The sequence below is a fragment of the Dermacoccus sp. PE3 genome (assembly GCF_001021715.1).
Lineage (GTDB): Bacteria > Actinomycetota > Actinomycetes > Actinomycetales > Dermatophilaceae > Dermacoccus > Dermacoccus abyssi.
Map to the genome: position 1 here is coordinate 423,671 of NZ_LDCM01000002.1, position 16,108 is coordinate 439,778.

General features: G+C 68.4%; 17 protein-coding genes and 1 riboswitch. Of the genes, 15 read left to right on the forward strand and 2 right to left on the reverse strand.

Annotated features, from left to right (window positions below; all coding sequences use genetic code 11):
- Positions 1–13: 13 nt before the first annotated feature.
- Positions 14–1,339 (reverse strand): bifunctional o-acetylhomoserine/o-acetylserine sulfhydrylase, encoded by a 1,326-nt coding sequence (locus tag AA983_RS07385; RefSeq protein WP_047311558.1) that lies wholly within the window; start codon positions 1,337–1,339, stop codon positions 14–16.
- A 65-nt stretch (positions 1,340–1,404) separates the two neighbouring features.
- Positions 1,405–1,520, reverse strand: a riboswitch (SAM riboswitch).
- A 113-nt stretch (positions 1,521–1,633) separates the two neighbouring features.
- Here AA983_RS07385 and AA983_RS07390 point away from each other — a divergent pair.
- The 7 genes from AA983_RS07390 to AA983_RS07420 all read left to right on the forward strand — a co-directional run bounded on the left by AA983_RS07390 (position 1,634) and on the right by AA983_RS07420 (position 6,525).
- Positions 1,634–2,113, forward strand: a complete 480-nt coding sequence (locus tag AA983_RS07390; protein ID WP_052946976.1) for a GNAT family N-acetyltransferase — start codon at positions 1,634–1,636, stop codon at positions 2,111–2,113.
- Entirely contained in the window at positions 2,110–2,496 is a 387-nt protein-coding gene (locus tag AA983_RS07395) for a hypothetical protein (protein WP_047311559.1), read from the forward strand. Before AA983_RS07390 ends, AA983_RS07395 begins: the two co-directional genes overlap by 4 nt.
- Positions 2,497–2,528: 32 nt before the next feature.
- Positions 2,529–3,098 (forward strand): HIT domain-containing protein, encoded by a 570-nt coding sequence (locus AA983_RS07400; RefSeq protein ID WP_047311560.1) that lies wholly within the window; start codon positions 2,529–2,531, stop codon positions 3,096–3,098.
- 110 nt (positions 3,099–3,208) lie between these two features.
- Positions 3,209–3,832, forward strand: coding sequence for a phosphatidylinositol phosphate synthase (pgsA, locus tag AA983_RS07405; RefSeq protein WP_047311561.1), 624 nt, complete (start codon positions 3,209–3,211; stop codon positions 3,830–3,832).
- Positions 3,832–4,788 (forward strand): phosphatidylinositol mannoside acyltransferase, encoded by a 957-nt coding sequence (locus tag AA983_RS07410; RefSeq protein ID WP_047311562.1) that lies wholly within the window; start codon positions 3,832–3,834, stop codon positions 4,786–4,788. The genes pgsA and AA983_RS07410 overlap by 1 nt, the downstream gene beginning before the upstream one ends.
- A 4-nt stretch (positions 4,789–4,792) precedes the next feature.
- Positions 4,793–5,944 carry a glycosyltransferase family 4 protein gene (locus tag AA983_RS07415; protein ID WP_047311563.1) on the forward strand — a complete coding sequence of 384 codons (1,152 nt, stop codon included), beginning with the start codon at positions 4,793–4,795 and terminating at the stop codon, positions 5,942–5,944.
- Positions 5,945–5,946: 2 nt separating this feature from the next.
- Complete coding sequence (locus tag AA983_RS07420; RefSeq protein ID WP_047311564.1) at positions 5,947–6,525, forward strand: hypothetical protein; 579 nt, start codon at positions 5,947–5,949, stop codon at positions 6,523–6,525.
- 217 nt (positions 6,526–6,742) lie between these two features.
- Here AA983_RS07420 and AA983_RS07425 read toward each other — a convergent pair whose 3' ends face one another.
- Positions 6,743–8,680, reverse strand: a complete 1,938-nt coding sequence (locus AA983_RS07425) for a potassium transporter Kup (RefSeq protein ID WP_047311565.1) — start codon at positions 8,678–8,680, stop codon at positions 6,743–6,745.
- Between the two features lie 207 nt (positions 8,681–8,887).
- On the opposite strand from AA983_RS07425, the gene AA983_RS07430 reads away from it, so the two are divergent.
- From AA983_RS07430 to AA983_RS07465, 8 genes are all read left to right on the forward strand, one after another.
- The gene (locus tag AA983_RS07430; RefSeq protein WP_047311566.1) at positions 8,888–9,661 is read left to right on the forward strand and encodes a YebC/PmpR family DNA-binding transcriptional regulator; all 774 of its coding nucleotides are present in this window, start codon (positions 8,888–8,890) and stop codon (positions 9,659–9,661) included.
- Between the two features lie 173 nt (positions 9,662–9,834).
- Positions 9,835–10,482 carry a crossover junction endodeoxyribonuclease RuvC gene (ruvC, locus tag AA983_RS07435; protein WP_047311567.1) on the forward strand — a complete coding sequence of 216 codons (648 nt, stop codon included), beginning with the start codon at positions 9,835–9,837 and terminating at the stop codon, positions 10,480–10,482.
- Positions 10,479–11,084: a Holliday junction branch migration protein RuvA gene (ruvA, locus tag AA983_RS07440; protein WP_047311568.1), complete on the forward strand. Its 606-nt coding sequence runs from the start codon at positions 10,479–10,481 to the stop codon at positions 11,082–11,084. Before ruvC ends, ruvA begins: the two co-directional genes overlap by 4 nt.
- On the forward strand, positions 11,081–12,175 hold the full coding sequence (gene ruvB, locus AA983_RS07445; RefSeq protein WP_047311569.1) for a Holliday junction branch migration DNA helicase RuvB: 1,095 nt from the start codon (positions 11,081–11,083) through the stop codon (positions 12,173–12,175). Before ruvA ends, ruvB begins: the two co-directional genes overlap by 4 nt.
- A 75-nt stretch (positions 12,176–12,250) precedes the next feature.
- Positions 12,251–12,607: a preprotein translocase subunit YajC gene (yajC, locus tag AA983_RS07450; protein ID WP_047311570.1), complete on the forward strand. Its 357-nt coding sequence runs from the start codon at positions 12,251–12,253 to the stop codon at positions 12,605–12,607.
- On the forward strand, positions 12,604–14,433 hold the full coding sequence (secD, locus tag AA983_RS07455) for a protein translocase subunit SecD (RefSeq protein WP_047311571.1): 1,830 nt from the start codon (positions 12,604–12,606) through the stop codon (positions 14,431–14,433). Before yajC ends, secD begins: the two co-directional genes overlap by 4 nt.
- Positions 14,433–15,569 (forward strand): protein translocase subunit SecF, encoded by a 1,137-nt coding sequence (gene secF / locus AA983_RS07460; RefSeq protein WP_047311572.1) that lies wholly within the window; start codon positions 14,433–14,435, stop codon positions 15,567–15,569. The genes secD and secF overlap by 1 nt, the downstream gene beginning before the upstream one ends.
- Complete coding sequence (locus AA983_RS07465; RefSeq protein WP_047311573.1) at positions 15,569–16,108, forward strand: adenine phosphoribosyltransferase; 540 nt, start codon at positions 15,569–15,571, stop codon at positions 16,106–16,108. Before secF ends, AA983_RS07465 begins: the two co-directional genes overlap by 1 nt.

Below are 16,108 nucleotides of genomic sequence, written 5' to 3' on the forward strand. Positions count from 1 at the left end.
GCGGTGCGGGCGATCAGGCGGAGGCAGCCTTCGCGGCTGCGAAGCCCTTGTCGAGGTCGGCGATGATGTCGTTCGCGTTCTCGATGCCGACCGACAGGCGCACGAGGCCGGGCGTGACGCCGGCGCCGCGGCGGTCGTCGTCACTGCCCTGGCTGTGCGTCGTCGTCGCCGGGTGGATGGCGAGCGAGCGGACGTCACCGATGTTGGCCACGTGCGAGTGCAGCTCGAGGGCGTCGACGAACGCCTTGCCCGCGTCGATGCCGCCGGCGATCTCGAAGGAGAACACTGCACCGGAACCGGTGGGCAGGTAGCGGTCGGCCAGCTCCTTGTACGGGCTGTCGTCCTTCGAGGCGTAGAAGACCTTTTCGACCTGCGCGTGCTCGCTCAGGTAAGCGACGACCTTCTTAGCGTTCTCCACGTGACGCTCGACGCGCAGCGACAGCGTCTCGAGGCCCTGGGCGATGAGGAAGGCGTTGAACGGCGACACGGCGGAGCCGAGGTCGCGCAGCAGTTCGACGCGCGCCTTGAGAATGAATGCGAGGTTCGCGCCGAGCGCCGAACCGACGCCGAGATCGCGGGCGAAGACGAGGCCGTGGTAGCTCTCGCTCGGCTCGTTGAACTGCGGGAACTTCTCCGGCTCCTTGGCGTAGTCGAACGTTCCGGCGTCCACGAGCACGCCGGCGATCGACGTGCCGTGGCCGCCGAGGTACTTCGTCGCCGAGTGGATGACGACGTCCGCGCCGTGCTCGATCGGGCGCAGCAGGTACGGCGTCGCGACGGTGTTGTCGACGAACAGCGGCAGGCCGGCGTCGTGGGCGACAGCGGCAACACCCGCGACGTCGAGGACCTTCTGGTCGGGGTTGCTCAGCGTCTCACCGAAGAGGAGCTTGGTGTTCGGTCGGATGGCGTTCTTCCACGCGTCGAGGTCACCGATGTCCTCGACGAAGGTGGTCTCCACACCGAGACGCTTGAGCGTGTACTTGAGCAGGTTGTACGTACCGCCGTAGAGAGCGGCCGACGCGACGACGTGGTCGCCTGCCTGCGCGACGTTGAGGATGGCGAACGTCGTCGCGGCCTGGCCGGAGGCCAGCAGCAGGGCGCCGACGCCACCCTCGAGCGCCGCGATGCGCTCCTCGACGGCCTGCGACGTCGGGTTGCCGATGCGGGTGTAGATGGGGCCGAGGTCGGACAGGCCGAAGCGGTTGGCCGCCGTCTCGGCGGAGTCGAAGACGAACGAGGTCGTCTGGTAGATCGGCAGCGCGCGCGATCCGGTGTCCCCGTCCGGCACCTGGCCGGCGTGGATCTGCTTGGTCTCGAAAGCCCAGTCCTGAGCGCTCATGACAACTCCTCGAAAGGTCGCTACCCGTGCGCGAACCTCGCACGCGGGGTGCGCCGGAAGCTCTGCTTCCGCGCTTGCCCGGGCGTATCCGACGCCGGGCCAGGTCGTCACCCGGAGCACCCCGCCGCGGTGGGAGGGTTGCCGGCCAGCAAACCGGGGTTTGACGCTGGCGCTCGTGACCTGGTCCGAGGATATCCCGGGCGGTATCGAGGGGCGGGACTCGTGTCTCACATCGTGGTTTGCCGTGCGGCGCGGGGCGTTTGCCGAAGGGTCAAGCCGTGGTTGACTGGCGCCATGACGATCACCATCGCCCGGGCCAGGCGTGACGACGCCTTCGCCTGTGCAGCGCTTCGGTTGCGCTCGGACCTCGAGGAGGGGCACCCGAATCGGGCCGGTTTCGTGACCGAGTACGCGGACGACTTCCTCTCGGCCTTCGACGAGGTACCCACGTGGATCGCCACCCGTTCCGACGGCACCGTCGTCGGCATCGTGCAGTGCGCCCTCGTCCACCGGATGCCGACGCTCGCGCGCGGCGCCAAGCCGTGGTTGTACGTCGCGTTCGTCTTCGTCGTGCCCGACGAGCGTGGCGCGGGACTCGGCGAACGCATGCTCCGCACCGTCGACGCCTGGGCGGACGCGCGCGGCGTCGAGCGGATGCTGCTCAACACGCGTCCGAAGGCGCGCCCGTTGTACGAGCGTCTCGGATTCGGTGCCCCGGAGGAGCGACACATGCACCGCGACGCACCGTTCGCGGCCACGAAGGAGCAGCGATGAGCGACATCATCTGGGCCCTCGACCAGCGCGAGCGCTGCATCGCCTGCCCGTCGAAGCCGGCGGCGAACGCCGTCGTGCTCTACCTCGGTGAGGACGGCTCGCTGCCGCGCGAGAGCGTCGGATCGCTGGCCGAACGTGGCGTCATGGCCGCGGGCGTCGTGTGGGCGGGTGTGACAGCGGAACTCACCGACGACGACTGGCTCGACCTCGAGGACGCCGCAAGCGGCCTCGGCGGACTCGCGAGCGCCGTCGCCGTCGTGGGTGAAGGCGATGCCGCAGCCGTCGCACAGAAAGTGGCAGAGCGCGTGGGCGGCCTGGCCCACGCGGGCGCTGCGAGCGACGAGCGGCTCGTGGAGAAACTCGCCGAGATCGCTCCGGTCTGACCCGGCGCGCGGGTTTCCCTAGGATGGGGCGCATGGTCACGCAGAACGAGGACTTCACTCCCGAGCACGCCGAGTCCGAGCACGACTTCGCGGGGGAGCCCGACGGGTTCGGCCGACTGTGGACGCCTCACCGCATGGCCTACATCGAGGCCGACCGCCCCTCGAGGGACGCCGGCGACGGCTGTCCGTTCTGCGCGGCGCCGGGCAAGGACGACGCCGAGGGCCTCATCGTGCACCGCGGTGAGCACTGCTTCGTCGTGATGAACCTCTTCCCGTACAACCCGGGCCACCTGCTCGTGTGCCCCTACCGTCACGTGCCGCACTACATCGACCTCACGGACGCGGAGACCGAGGAGTTCACGAAGCTGACGAAGCAGGGCATTCGCGCGCTCAAGGCGGCGTCGAACCCGGCCGGATTCAACCTCGGCATGAACCAGGGCGATGTCGCGGGCGCCGGCGTGGCTGCGCACCTGCATCAGCACATCGTGCCCCGCTGGGGTGGCGACATGAACTTCATGCCGATCGTCGGCCAGACGAAGGCTCTCCCGGTGCTTCTCGAGGACAGCCGTCAGCGCATCGCGGCGTCCTGGCCAACCGACTGACGGCCTCGACCTCGCGGGGCGTGCGGCTCGTGAACGCGGGGTGAGATGTGACTCGTCCGGCGCGGCGCGCACCTCGGCTCGACGTATCGAACCGCTACAGTTGAGTCACCATGCTGAACAAGTACGCGCGCGCCTTCTTCTCCGCGATCTTCCGCCCCCTGGCGCAGCTGCTCCTGCGCCTCGGCATCAGCCCTGACGTCGTCACGATCGTCGGCACGCTCGGTGTCTCGTTCGGCGCGCTGTGGTTCTACCCGCGCGGCGAGTTCCTCGTCGGCACGCTGTTCATCACGGCCTTCGTCTTCTCCGACATGCTCGACGGCAACATGGCCCGCCTGTCGGGTCGCTCGTCGGTGTGGGGCGCCTACCTCGACTCCACGCTCGACCGCGTCGGTGACGCCGCCATCTTCGGTGGCCTCGTGCTCTACTTCGCCGGCCAGGGCGACAACTTCCTCATGGCCTGCCTCGCGCTCGCCTGCCTCGTGCTCGGTTCCGTCGTCTCGTACGCGAAGGCTCGCGCCGAAGGCCTCGGCATGGAGGCGAACGTCGGCATCGCCGAACGCGCGGACCGTCTCGTCGCGGTTCTCGTCACCACCGGCCTCACGGGCCTGTTCGACCTGCCGTACATCGTCCTGACGATCGTCCTCGCCCTGCTCGCAGTCGCCTCCTTCATTACCGTGCTGCAGCGCATGCTCATGGTGCGTGGCCAGGCGCTCGGCAAGGCTCTCGCGAAGTGATGGCTCGGCCCGCTCTCTCCCGTAAGCGAGCGCAGGACGCCGCCACCGTTCTCGCCTTCAAGGCCGGATGGCGTGCCGTGCGCGCCCTGCCCGAGCCGGCTGCGTACGCGCTCTTTGAGAAGATCGCGGACGTCCTTCACCGTCGCGGCGGCAAGGACGTCGAGCGGATGCGCTCGAACTACGCCCGGGTCCGCCCGGAACTCGACGCCGCAGCCCTGGACGACCTCACCCGTGAGGGCCTGCGCTCCTACTTCCGTTACTGGTGCGACGCGTTCCGCCTCCAGTCGCTCTCGCATGACGATCTGCGCTCGCTCGTGCGCACCACCGGTGCCATCGACCAGGTGCGGGCGGACCTTGCGGCGGGGGAGTCGATCGTCCTCTACCTCGGCCACCTCGGTAACTGGGATCTCGCCGGCGCATGGTCCGCCACCGAGCTCGCGCACGTCACGACCGTTGCCGAACGTCTCGAACCCGACGAGCTCTTCCGCGCGTTCCTCGAGTTCCGTGAGGGCCTCGGCATGACGATTATCCCGTTGACGCAGGGCGTCGACGTCATGGGTCAGGTCGAGGCGGCGCTGCGGGTGCCGGGCGCCTTTGCGCCGCTGCTGTCGGACCGTGACCTCACGCAGCGTGGCGTCACCGTGAAGCTCGCCGGACACGACGCGCGGGTCGCCGCCGGGCCCGCGATTCTGGCCCGACGCACGGGTGCTCGCCTGTACCCCGTCACGATCGCCTACGACCCTCCGAGGGGTCGCGCGATGCGAGGCATCGAGATCCGCTTCCACGACCCTGTCGATGCCGGTTCGTCGCCGGACATGCGCGCCGACGTCCTCGCGGCCACGCAGCAGTGCGTCGATGCGTTGTCGACGGCGATCGTCGAGCGCACCGAGGACTGGCACATGATGCAGCGCGTCTTCGTCGACGACCTCGGCAACCGCGCGCCGCGAGGGAACTGACACGATGCGCGTCGGTCTCGTCAGCCCGTACTCGTTCGACGTGCCCGGCGGCGTGCAGCTGCACGTGCGCGACCTCGCCGAGTACCTCATCGGCGCCGGCCACGACGTGAGCGTCCTCGCGCCCGCGGACGACGAGACGCACATGCCCGACTACTTCGTCAGCGCCGGGCGTGCCGTGCCGATTCGCTACAACGGCTCCGTGGCGCGCCTCGCCTTCGGCCCACTGACGGCTGCCCGCGTCAACCGCTGGTTGGAGCGCGGTCAGTTCGACGTCCTGCACGCGCACGAGCCGGTCAGCCCCAGCGTGTCGATGCTCGCCCTGTGGGCGTATGACGGACCCGTCGTGGCGACGTTCCACACCTCCAACGTGCGTTCTCGCGCGCTGCACGCCGCGCACCCGCTGCTTCGTCCTGGCCTGGAGAAGATCACGGGCCGCATCGCGGTGTCGCAGGCAGCGCGTGAGACGGTGGCGCGTCACCTCGGTGGTGACGCGGTCGTCGTCCCGAACGGTGTGTACGTCGACCAATTTGCGCAGGCACCCCAGAACCCTGCGTGGCGCGGCACGGACGAGCGCCCGACGATCGCGTTCCTCGGGCGGATGAACGAACCGCGCAAGGGTCTCGACGTCCTCGTGCGCGCTCTGCCGCAGATCGCCCGCAGCTACCCGGGTGTGCGGCTGCTCGTCGCCGGGCCGGGGGAGCGCGACGAGGTGATCAAGGCCGTTCCCGAGCAGATGCGTGAGCGCATCGAGTTCCTCGGCATGATCTCCGACGCGGAGAAGGCGTCGCTGTTCCGCTCGGTCGACCTCTACGTCGCGCCGAACACCGGCGGTGAGAGTTTCGGCATCATCCTCGTGGAGGCATTGAGTGCCGGGGTGCCGGTTGTGGCCAGCGACCTCGAGGCGTTCGCGCGCGTGTTGGACGGTGGACGCTGCGGCGTCCTGTTCCGCACGGGCGACGAGGGCGACCTCGCACGCCGTGTGACGGCGTTGCTCGACGACCCCCACCGCCGCGCAGACCTGGCGCGTCGGGGCGCGGAGCGCGCCCGAATCTACGACTGGAGCACCGTCGCACGCCACATCCTCACGGCCTACGAGACGGTGGCGAGCTCGCACGAGGTGAGTGAGCGGACGTTGCGCATCGCGAGGAGGTTGTAGTCGTGCAGGAGTGGACCGTTGTTGCGTTGCTCCTCGCGGGAGCGCTCGCCATCGCGTGGTACCTGAGCTACACGGCTGCCCGGCTCGACCGTTTGCACGCACGGGTCGAGGGGTCGCTCGCGGCGCTCGACGCCCAGTTGGTGCGGCGCGCGGAGGTGGCCTTGGAACTGGCGAACGGCGCCGACCTCGATGCTGCGAGTGCGTTTCTCCTGGCGTCGGCGGCGAGTGCGTCGCTCGAGGCGTCTGAAGGCGCTCAGATCACCGCGGAGGTGCAGGAGGTGGGCGTGCCCGAGGAACGGGCGCTCATCGAGGGGGAGCTGACGGCGGCCCTCGGCGCGGTGGTCGAGGACTGGGCTCCGGCGTCGGCGGCGGGCACGCAGGTTCGGCGCCGGTTGGCTGACGCGTGTGAGCGGGTGGAGTTGGCGCACCGGTTCCACAACGAGGCGGTGACGGATGTCCGTCGGGTGCGTGCGAAGCCGGTGGTGCGGGCGTTGCACTTGGCGGGCCGCACCCACTTGCCGCGCCCGGTGGAGTTCGACGACCACGTCGAGGGCCTGACGACGACATCCGCCTGGCGCTGAGCACTCCCGTTCCTCGAAAACCCAACCCAGAAATCGCCGCCTGAAAAGCCAGGCAAGCACCCAAGCCACAACGCTCTTCAAGAACCGAACCCGGCTGGAAGCGGACGCCCCCGAAGCGCTGTCGCACCGAGCGTCGGTCCTCGCAAGCTCGGACCGGCGCTCGGTGCGACAGCGCAAGGGAAAAGACAGGCAGATCCTTTTGTAGGGCGCGAGCGCCCTACAAAAGGATCTGCGCTCCCATCATCACCGTCCGCTCCTTGGGGAGGCGGAAGTAGTCGGCGGGGACGGCGGCGTTGTGGGTCATGGCGATGAAGAGCAGTTTGCGCAGTTTGTTCATGCCGGGGCGGCCGGTGTCGAGGAGGCCGATTTCGGAGACGAAGTAGTAGGCGGTGTCGGGGTCGATGTCGACGCCTTGTTCCTTGGCGATGCGCAGTGCGGCGGGGACGTCTTGGTCGTCCTGGAAGCCGTACTTGAGGGTGAGGTGGGTGATGCGGTCGTAGTCGTTGCCGAGTTGGTCGAGGGTGACGGTGTCTTCGGGGGCGATGTGGGGCACGTTGGCGCTGAGGGTGCTGACGATGAAGACGTTCTCGTGGATGACGTGGTTGAAGTTGGCGTTCTCGCGCAGGGCGAGGGGCGTCGTGTCCTTGTCGGGGTGGAGGAACACGGCGGTGCCGGGCACTTCGCACAGGTCGCCGCTGCGGGCTGTTTCGACGAAGGTGGCGAGGGGACCTTCGATGCTCTGGCGACGGGTGGCGACGATGGCGCGCCCCTTCTGCCAGGTGAGCATGGACATGCCGATGCCGAGTGCGATGACGACGGGTAGCCAACCGCCGTGCAGCAGTTTGGCGACGTTGGCGAGGAAGAAGATGCCTTCGAAGAGGTAGAGCGCGACGCCGAGGGTGACGATGCGCCAGGTGCGCCACTTGAGCGTGCTGTGGGCGTAGACGAGGAACAGCGTCGTCGTCATGAGGAATGTGCCGGTGACGGCGAGGCCGTAGGCGACGGCGAGTTTCTCGGAACTGCGGAAGGCGAAGAGCAGAAGCATGACGCCGATGAAGAGCACCCAGTTGACCCCGGGGATGTAGATCTGGCCCTCTTCCTCCTGGCCGGTGTGACGCACGGTCATGCGGGGCAGGTAACCGGTTCGTTCGGCCTGTCGTGCCACGGAGAACGCGCCGGAGATGACGGCCTGGGAGGCGATGACGGTGGCCATGGTCGCGAGGATGACGAGCGGTAGCTTCGCCCATTCGGGGGCGAGGAGGAAGAACGGGTTCGCGATCTTGTCCGGGTTGGTGAGGATGAGCGAGCCCTGGCCCATGTAGTTGAGGACGAGCGAGGGGAACACGAGGAGGAACCAGGCTCGGGTGATGGGGGCGCGCCCGAAGTGACCCATGTCGGCGTAGAGGGCCTCGGCGCCGGTGACGCACAGGACGATCGAGCCCGCGGCGATGAACGCGATGAAGGGATGCTCGACGACGAACAGCGTGGCGTAGTTCGGCAGGAACGCCTTGAGGATGTGCGGGTCGCGCACGATCTGGCCGATGCCGAGGGCGGCGATGGTGACGAACCACAGGATCATGATGGGGCCGAAGAACTTGCCGACGACCTCGGTGCCCTTGCGCTGCACGAGGAACAGGATCGTGATGATGACGGCGCCGATCGGTACGACGTACCGGTTGAGTCCGGGCCGCACGACTTCGAGGCCTTCGACGGCCGACATGACGGAGATGGCGGGGGTGATCACGCTGTCGCCGAAGAACAGCGATGCTCCGATGACGCCGAGAAGCATGACGACGCTCCAGCGCTTGCCGCCCTTGGGCACTCCCTGGCGCACGAGCGCCGCGAGCGCCATGATGCCGCCCTCGCCGTCGTTGTCGGCGCGGAGCACGAAGAGCACGTACTTGATCGTCACGATGATGGTGAGCGACCAGAACATCCAGGAGATCGTTCCGTAGATGTCTGCCTCGTTGGCGATGACGGCGTTGTGGCTGGCGTTGAACACGCTCTGCACGGAGTACAGGGGGCTCGTGCCGATGTCGCCGAAGACGACACCGAGCGCGCCGAGCACGAGCGCGCCGGCACCCTTCTTCCGGTGCCCGCCGGCCCGCTCGTCAGTTTCCGCAGTGACCGACGCGGACCCGTTCGAAGATGTCACGTCTGAAAGTATGAACCTGCAGTGCCGTGTCGCGGCAACTGTGGTTCACCTGAGCAGATGTGAGGCGAGGAGCGCACCCCGTTAGACTGCCGACAGATCTGACGGGTGGACGCGCGTGTCGTCGTGAGCCGCCCCGCGGGCCTTCGGCGAAGGAGCACCGCGACAGAACCCCAGAGGAACGGCACGACGGACCAGCGAGAGGGAGACATGAGCGGCCACTCCAAATGGGCGACGACGAAGCACAAGAAGGCTGCGATCGACGCCAAGCGCGGCAAGCTGTTCGCCAAGCTCATCAAGAACATCGAGGTTGCGGCCCGTTCCGGTGGTGGCGACCCGGCCGGTAACCCGACGCTGTACGACGCCATCCAGAAGGCGAAGAAGTCGTCGGTCCCTAACGACAACATCGACCGGGCCGTCAAGCGCGGTTCGGGCGCAGAGGCCGGTGGAGCCGAGTACCAGGCCCTCATGTACGAGGGTTATGCCCCTGGCGGCGTCGCCGTGCTCATCGAGTGCCTGACGGACAACAAGAACCGCGCCGTCGCCGAGGTTCGTACCGCTCTGCAGAAGAACGGCGGCTCGATGGCCGACTCCGGTTCGGTCGCCTACCTGTTCAACCGCAAGGGCGTCGTCATCGTGCCCAAGGACCAGGGAGACAAGGACGACGCGACGGAGGACGGCGTCCTTGAGATCGTCCTCGAGGCCGGTGCCGAGGAGGTCAACGACCTCGGTGAGTCCTTCGAGATCGTCTCCGAAGCGGGCGACTTCGTGGGTGTGCGTGAGGCGTTGCAGTCGGCCGGTATCGACTACGACTCCGCCGAGGCCTCGTGGATGCCGTCGATGGAGGTTCCCCTCGACAAGGACGGCGCGAAGAAGATGTTCCGTGTCATCGAGGCACTCGAGGACAGCGACGACGTGCAGAACGTCTTCGCCAACGGTCAGGTCTCGGACGAGGTTCTCGCCGAACTCGACGCCGAGGACTGATCGGCAAGCACGTCACCAGCGGAAGGCGGCTCGACCCTCGGCGGGTCGGGTCGCCTTCGGCGTGTGCGACGGTAGAGTGATCGGGTGCGAACAGGTGTTCGCATCGACTCATCGTCTTGTCATCTTGTTGGTCAGGTGCCGGGGCGGTCCCGTCAGCGGAAGGAGCGTTGCGCATGCGTGTGCTCGCCGTTGACCCCGGTCTGACGCGCTGCGGCGTCGGAGTGGTTCAGGGCGCTCCCGGCGGTCGCCTGCAGATCGTCACGGTCGGCGTGATCCGCACCGGTGCGGACACCCCACTGCACGAGCGTCTTCACGAGTTGCAGGTGGAACTCGAGGCCGTCTTCGAACGCACCAGGCCGGACGCCGTCGCCGTCGAGCGCATGTTCGCCCGAAACGACGTCTCGACCATCATGGGCACCGCCCAGGCCTCCGCCGTTCCGATGCTCGCTGCTGCGTCGCGCGGGTTGCCGCTCGGTCTGCACACGCCGTCCGAGGTGAAGGCAGCTGTCACGGGCAACGGGCGGGCCGACAAGGCTCAGGTGACGGCCATGGTGACGCGCATCCTCGGTCTCGAGAGCGTCCCCAAGCCTGCTGACGCCGCCGACGCTCTGGCTCTTGCCATCTGTCACCACTGGCGTGGTGCGGGTGCCGCCCGTCGGGCCAACACCGACGGCGAGCGTCCACTCGCCCCGGCGGCAGCCCAGTACCGTGCCGCAGAAGCTGCTGCGGCGCGTCGATCCCGTTCGGCGGCCAAGCAGTATCGTGAGCCGCTGCGCTCGTCCGCCTCCCGCGACGCCACCACCCGAGGAGCCCGTCCATGATCTCCAGCCTCACCGGCGCCGTCGCAGCAGCGACGCTCGACACCGTCGTCCTCGAGGTCGGGGGAGTCGGGCTGCTCGTCCACACCACGCCTACGACGGCCGCCTCGGCGCGCCCGGGGGAGTCGATGCGCCTGGCGACGTCGCTGGTAGTGCGTGAGGACTCGCTCACCCTCTTCGGCTTCGGCGGTGACGACGAACGCGCCCTGTTCGAGCAGGTGCAGACCGTCAGCGGGGTGGGGCCGCGCCTCGCGCTCGCGATGCTGGCCGTTCACGACCCGGTGCAGCTGTCGTCGGCGATCGCCACGGGCAACGTCACGGCTCTGACGAAGGTGCCCGGCATCGGAAAGAAGGGCGCGGAGCGCATCGTCCTCGAACTGCGCGACAAGGTCGTGCCCGTCGGTACGGGCGAAACAGAGGCCACGCCCGAGGTACCTGCCGCGACGACACCGGGTGACTCGCAGGTGGCAGAGGCGCTCGTGGGGCTCGGCTGGAGCGCCAAGCAGGCCGATGACGCCGTGGCCAAGGTCGCCAAGCTGCCCGAGGCCGACGGCGCCACGACGCCCGTCCTGTTGCGCCTGGCCCTACGGGAGCTCGGCCGATGAGTCCGGCACACTTCGAGGACCACAGCGCCGACATCTCGCCGCGCCTCGTCGACCCGAACGGTTCCGAGGACGAGCAGCAGCTCGAAGCGGCCCTGAGACCGAAGAAGCTGGCCGACTTCCCCGGTCAGGAGCGGGTGCGTGATCAGCTCGGGCTCGTGCTCGAGGCGGCGCGCCGACGCGGTGCTCCGCCGGACCACGTCCTCCTCTCAGGCCCTCCCGGGCTCGGCAAGACGACGCTCGCCATGATCGTGGCGAGCGAGCTCGAGGCCCCTATTCGCATCACGAGCGGACCAGCCATCCAGCACGCGGGTGACCTGGCGGCCATCCTCAGCTCTCTCACCGAGGGCGAGGTGCTCTTCCTCGACGAGATCCACCGCATGGCCCGCCCGGCGGAGGAGATGCTCTACCTCGCGATGGAAGACTTCCGAGTCGACGTCATCGTCGGCAAGGGGCCGGGCGCGACGGCCATCCCGCTCGAACTGCCGCCGTTCACCGTCGTCGGCGCCACCACGCGTGCGGGGCTGCTGCCCGCGCCGCTGCGTGACCGCTTCGGCTTCACCGGCCACCTCGACTACTACAAGGCGAGCGATCTTGCTGCCATCCTCGCGCGCAACGCCGACCTGCTCGGCGTGCCCGCGACGCGCGAGGGCATCGAGGAGATCGCCGGTCGCTCGCGCGGTACCCCGCGCATCGCGAACCGACTCCTGCGCCGCGTCCGTGACTACGCGCAGGTGCACGGCCGTCAGGTCGTCGACCTGGGGTCGGCCCGAGCCGCGCTCGACCTCTTCGATGTCGACGCGAGCGGTCTCGACAGGCTCGACCGTGCCGTGCTCGAGGCCCTGTGCCGCCGGTTCGGTGGTGGGCCTGTGGGCCTGTCGACACTCGCCGTCGCCGTCGGTGAGGAGCCCGACACCGTCGAGACCGTGGCTGAGCCGTACCTCGTGCGCGAGGGCTACATGATCCGCACGCCGCGAGGGCGCGCTGCGGCGCCCCTCGCGTGGAGTCACCTCGGGCTCACCCCACCGGAATCGTCCCTGGGCGGCGCGCTGTTCGACCCGGCCGAGGGTGGGGACGGGCGCTTCACCGGGTAGGGTGGTGCGGCCAGTGGTCCGGCACCTGACGTGGATGCGGGCCCCGGCAGACCCGAGAACTACGTGAGGACCTTCATGCCGAACATGGTTGCCGCATCGCAGTCGGGAGGCTCCGGCTTCTCGATGCTCCTGCTGCTCCTGCCCTTCCTCCTCATTGCGCTGATGTTCTTCAGCCAGCGCAAGCGAGCCCAGGCGACCCAGAGGGCGCAGGCTGCGCTGAGCGTGGGCGACGAGGTCTGCACGACGAGTGGAATGTACGGCACGCTGCGTCGCCTCGACGACGCCACGGGCGAGGTCGAGGTGGCGCCCGGCACGGTGATCCGCTTCGACCGCCGCGCCCTGCTGCCGGCCAATGTCGACCCGGTCTCCGGTCGGGTTCAGGACGAGAACCGAGGCGACGACGCCGCAGGCGCCGAGGGCGACGCACGATGAGCACGCCGACCGGCGCGCCGCACAACATCGACTCGAACCGCCCGAACCGCGTGAAGGCGAAGAAGACTCCGCCGTCCAGCCCGAAGAAGAGCCTCGCCGGCCTCCTCATCGTGTTCCTGGCTCTCATCGGCGGAATCGCGGCAACGGACAGCTGGCTGCCGAAGCTCGGTCTCGACCTCGAGGGTGGCCGTGAGGTCGTCCTCGAACCTGTCGTCACCGGCGGTTCGTCCGTCAACGAGTCGCAGGTCAAGCAGGCCGTCGACATCATCCGCAACCGCGTCGACGCGTCCGGCACCGCCGAGGCCGAGGTGACGACGCTCGGTGCGCGCAACATCGTCGTGTCGATTCCGGGCAACCCGAGCCGTCAGGTGCTCGACTCCCTGTCGCGCTCCTCGCAGCTCGACTTCCGCGCCGTCGTCGCGACGGCCCAGGGCTCGAAGCAGGGACAGTCGCCCTACCGCCTGCCCGAGGTCATCAAGAGCTCCGGCGCGAACCAGGCGACGCCCTCGGCTTCGGCGTCGGCCTCCCCGTCGGCGAGCTCCTCGGGCGGATCGTCGTCGCCTGCACCGTCGAGTTCCAGCTCGTCGAAGGACGTCCTGCCCTCGGCCTACAAGCAGGCCGGCCCGGAGAACGCCAGCGACACCGCGTGGGGCGAGCAGAAGGTCGACGCCGCCTGGGTCAAGGCCGGCATCGCCTCGTCGAACATGACGTACAACCAGCTGCTCCAGGTCTATGCCTGCACGCCCTCCTACCAGGAGGTCGCGGCGAGCATCCCGGCGAACAAGCCGGTTGTCGTCTGTTCGAAGGAGGGCAACGAGAAGCTGCTGCTCGGACCGGTCGAGGTCAAGGGCGCCGATCTCACGGACGCGAGCAGCGGTATGGCCACGAACCAGCAGGGCAACCAGACGGGCGAGATCGCCGTCGACCTCAAGCTCAACGGTGAGGGCAAGACGGCCTTCGCCAACGTGACGCGCCGAGTGGCGCTCCTCCAGGAGCCGCGCAACCGCTTCGCCATCACGGTCGACGGTCAGTCGATCTCGGCCCCGAACGTCCGTGAGCCGCTCACGTCGGGCCAGGCCCAGATCACGGGTGGGTTCACAGCCGAGAGCGGCAAGCTGCTCGCTGACTCCCTCAAGTTCGGTGCGCTGCCGATGTCGTTCAAGGAACTCACGTCCGATCAGCTGAGCCCGGAGCTCGGCTCCGACCAGCTGACGAAGGGCATCATCGCCGGCGCCATCGGTCTCGGCCTCGTCGTCCTGTACTCGCTCTTCCAGTACCGTGCGCTCGGCCTCGTGACGGTCGCGTCCCTGCTCGTCGCAGCGGCCATGACCTACCTCGCCGTGACGCTGCTGGGTTCGGTCAACAACTTCCGTCTGTCCATGGCGGGTGTCACGGGCCTCATCGTCGCGATCGGTATCACCGCCGACTCGTTCATCGTGTACTTCGAACGCGTGAGAGACGAAGTGCGCTCGGGACGGCCACTACGAGCCGCGGTCGACACCGGTTGGGCCCGGGCCAAGCGCACGATCATCATCTCGGACGCGGTGAACTTCCTCGCGGCCGCCGTGCTGTACGTCCTGTCGGAGAGCACGGTCAAGGCCTTCGCGTTCACGCTCGGCCTCACGACGCTCATCGACCTCCTGGTCGTCATGCTGTTCACCCACCCCGTAGTGGCACTTCTCGCCCGTACGAAGTTCTTCGGTAACGGCCACCCGGCCTCGGGTCTCGACCCGGAGCGTCTCGGTGCGCGCACCGCCACGTACGCGGGTCGCGGCCGCGTGACGCTGGCCGACCGTCGCCGCGCAGCTCAGGAGGGCACCGCCTGATGGCCAGCTTCGCAACGTTCGGAAACGACCTCTACACGGGTCGTCGTCAGTTCGACTTCATCGGCAAGCGCAAGCGCTGGTACGCCCTGACCGCCGTGCTGCTCGTCCTCGCCGCAGCCGGTCTGTTCGGTCGTGGCCTCAACTTCGGCCTCGAGTTCACCGGCGGCTCCGAGATCCGCGTTCCCGGTATCTCGAACACGGCCAGCTACGACACGCGTGCTGCCGACGCCGTCACGTCGGTGACGAAGACCGAATCGAACCTGCGTGTTTCGAAGCTCGGTGAGGGCACGGTCCGCGTGCAGGCCGAGAAGCTCGGCGACGGCACCCCGGCCACCACGGAGGCCGTCAAGAACGCCCTGGCCAAGGAGTTCGACGTTCCGGCCACGAGCGCCGAGACCTCGTTCATCGGCCCTTCCTGGGGTGAAAGCGTGACGAACAAGGCCATCGTCGCCCTGTTCGTCTTCCTCGCCTTCGTGTCGGTCGTGCTCGCGCTGTACTTCCGCACGTGGAAGATGGCGGCTGCTGCGCTCATCGCCCTCATCCACGACCTGTTCTTCACCGTCGGTATCTACGCCCTTACGGGTCTCGAGGTGACGCCGGCGACGATGATCGGCTTCCTCACGATCCTCGGTTACTCGATCTACGACACCGTCGTCGTCTTCGACAAGGTGCGCGAGAACGCGTCCGAGGCCTTCGCGACGGGACGCCGCAGCTTCGACCAAGCCGCGAACTACGCCGTCAACCAGATGCTCGTGCGTTCGATCAACACCTCGGTCGTGGCCCTCCTGCCGATCGCGGCGATCCTCGTCGTCGGTGTCTTCTTCATCGGCCCGAGCACGCTGCTCGACATCGCGGTCGCCCTGTTCATCGGTGTGGCCGTCGGTACGTTCTCCTCGATCTTCATCGCGACGCCGGCGCTCACCGACCTGCGTCGCCGTGAGAAGGGCGTGCAGGAGCTGGCGCGTCGCGCCAAGGCCTACCAGAAGCGGGCCGCGGGTGACAGTGACGAGGAAGCCGGCCACGGCGCCGACTCCTCGGGTGTGCTGACGAGCCGGGCTGCCTCCGGTGCAGCGAGCGGCGCTTCGGCGACGATGCGTCGTCGTGGTGCACACCCGGCTGCTCAGCGAGACGAGTGATGACGGACTACCAGCAGCGGGTGGCCGGCCTCGTCGCTCGGCACACTCGGGACGTCGCTGACTTCCCGACGCCGGGCGTGGTGTTCAAGGACATCACGCCGCTGTTCGCGAACGCCGCGGCTTTCGGTTCGGTGCTCGATCTCCTCGCGGAGCGTCACGAGGGCGGCGTCGACGTCGTCGCGGGCGTCGAGGCGCGTGGGTTCGTCATCGGGGCACCGCTGGCCCAGCGCATGGGCGTCGGATTCGTCCCGATTCGCAAGAAGGGCAAGCTGCCCGGTGAGGTCGTCGCGCAGTCGTACGACCTCGAGTACGGCTCGGCGACCATCGAGATGCACACCGACGCCGTGAAGCCGGGCGCGCGAGTGCTCGTCATCGACGACGTCCTCGCCACCGGTGGCACGGCTGTGGCGTCGTGCGAGCTCGTCGAAAAGGTCGGCGGAAGCGTCGTCGGGTTCGACGTCCTGGTCGAACTGGCCTTCCTCGACGGCCGAGCACGCCTGGAGCGTTGGCCCGTTCACACGGGCCTCGTCGTCGGCTGA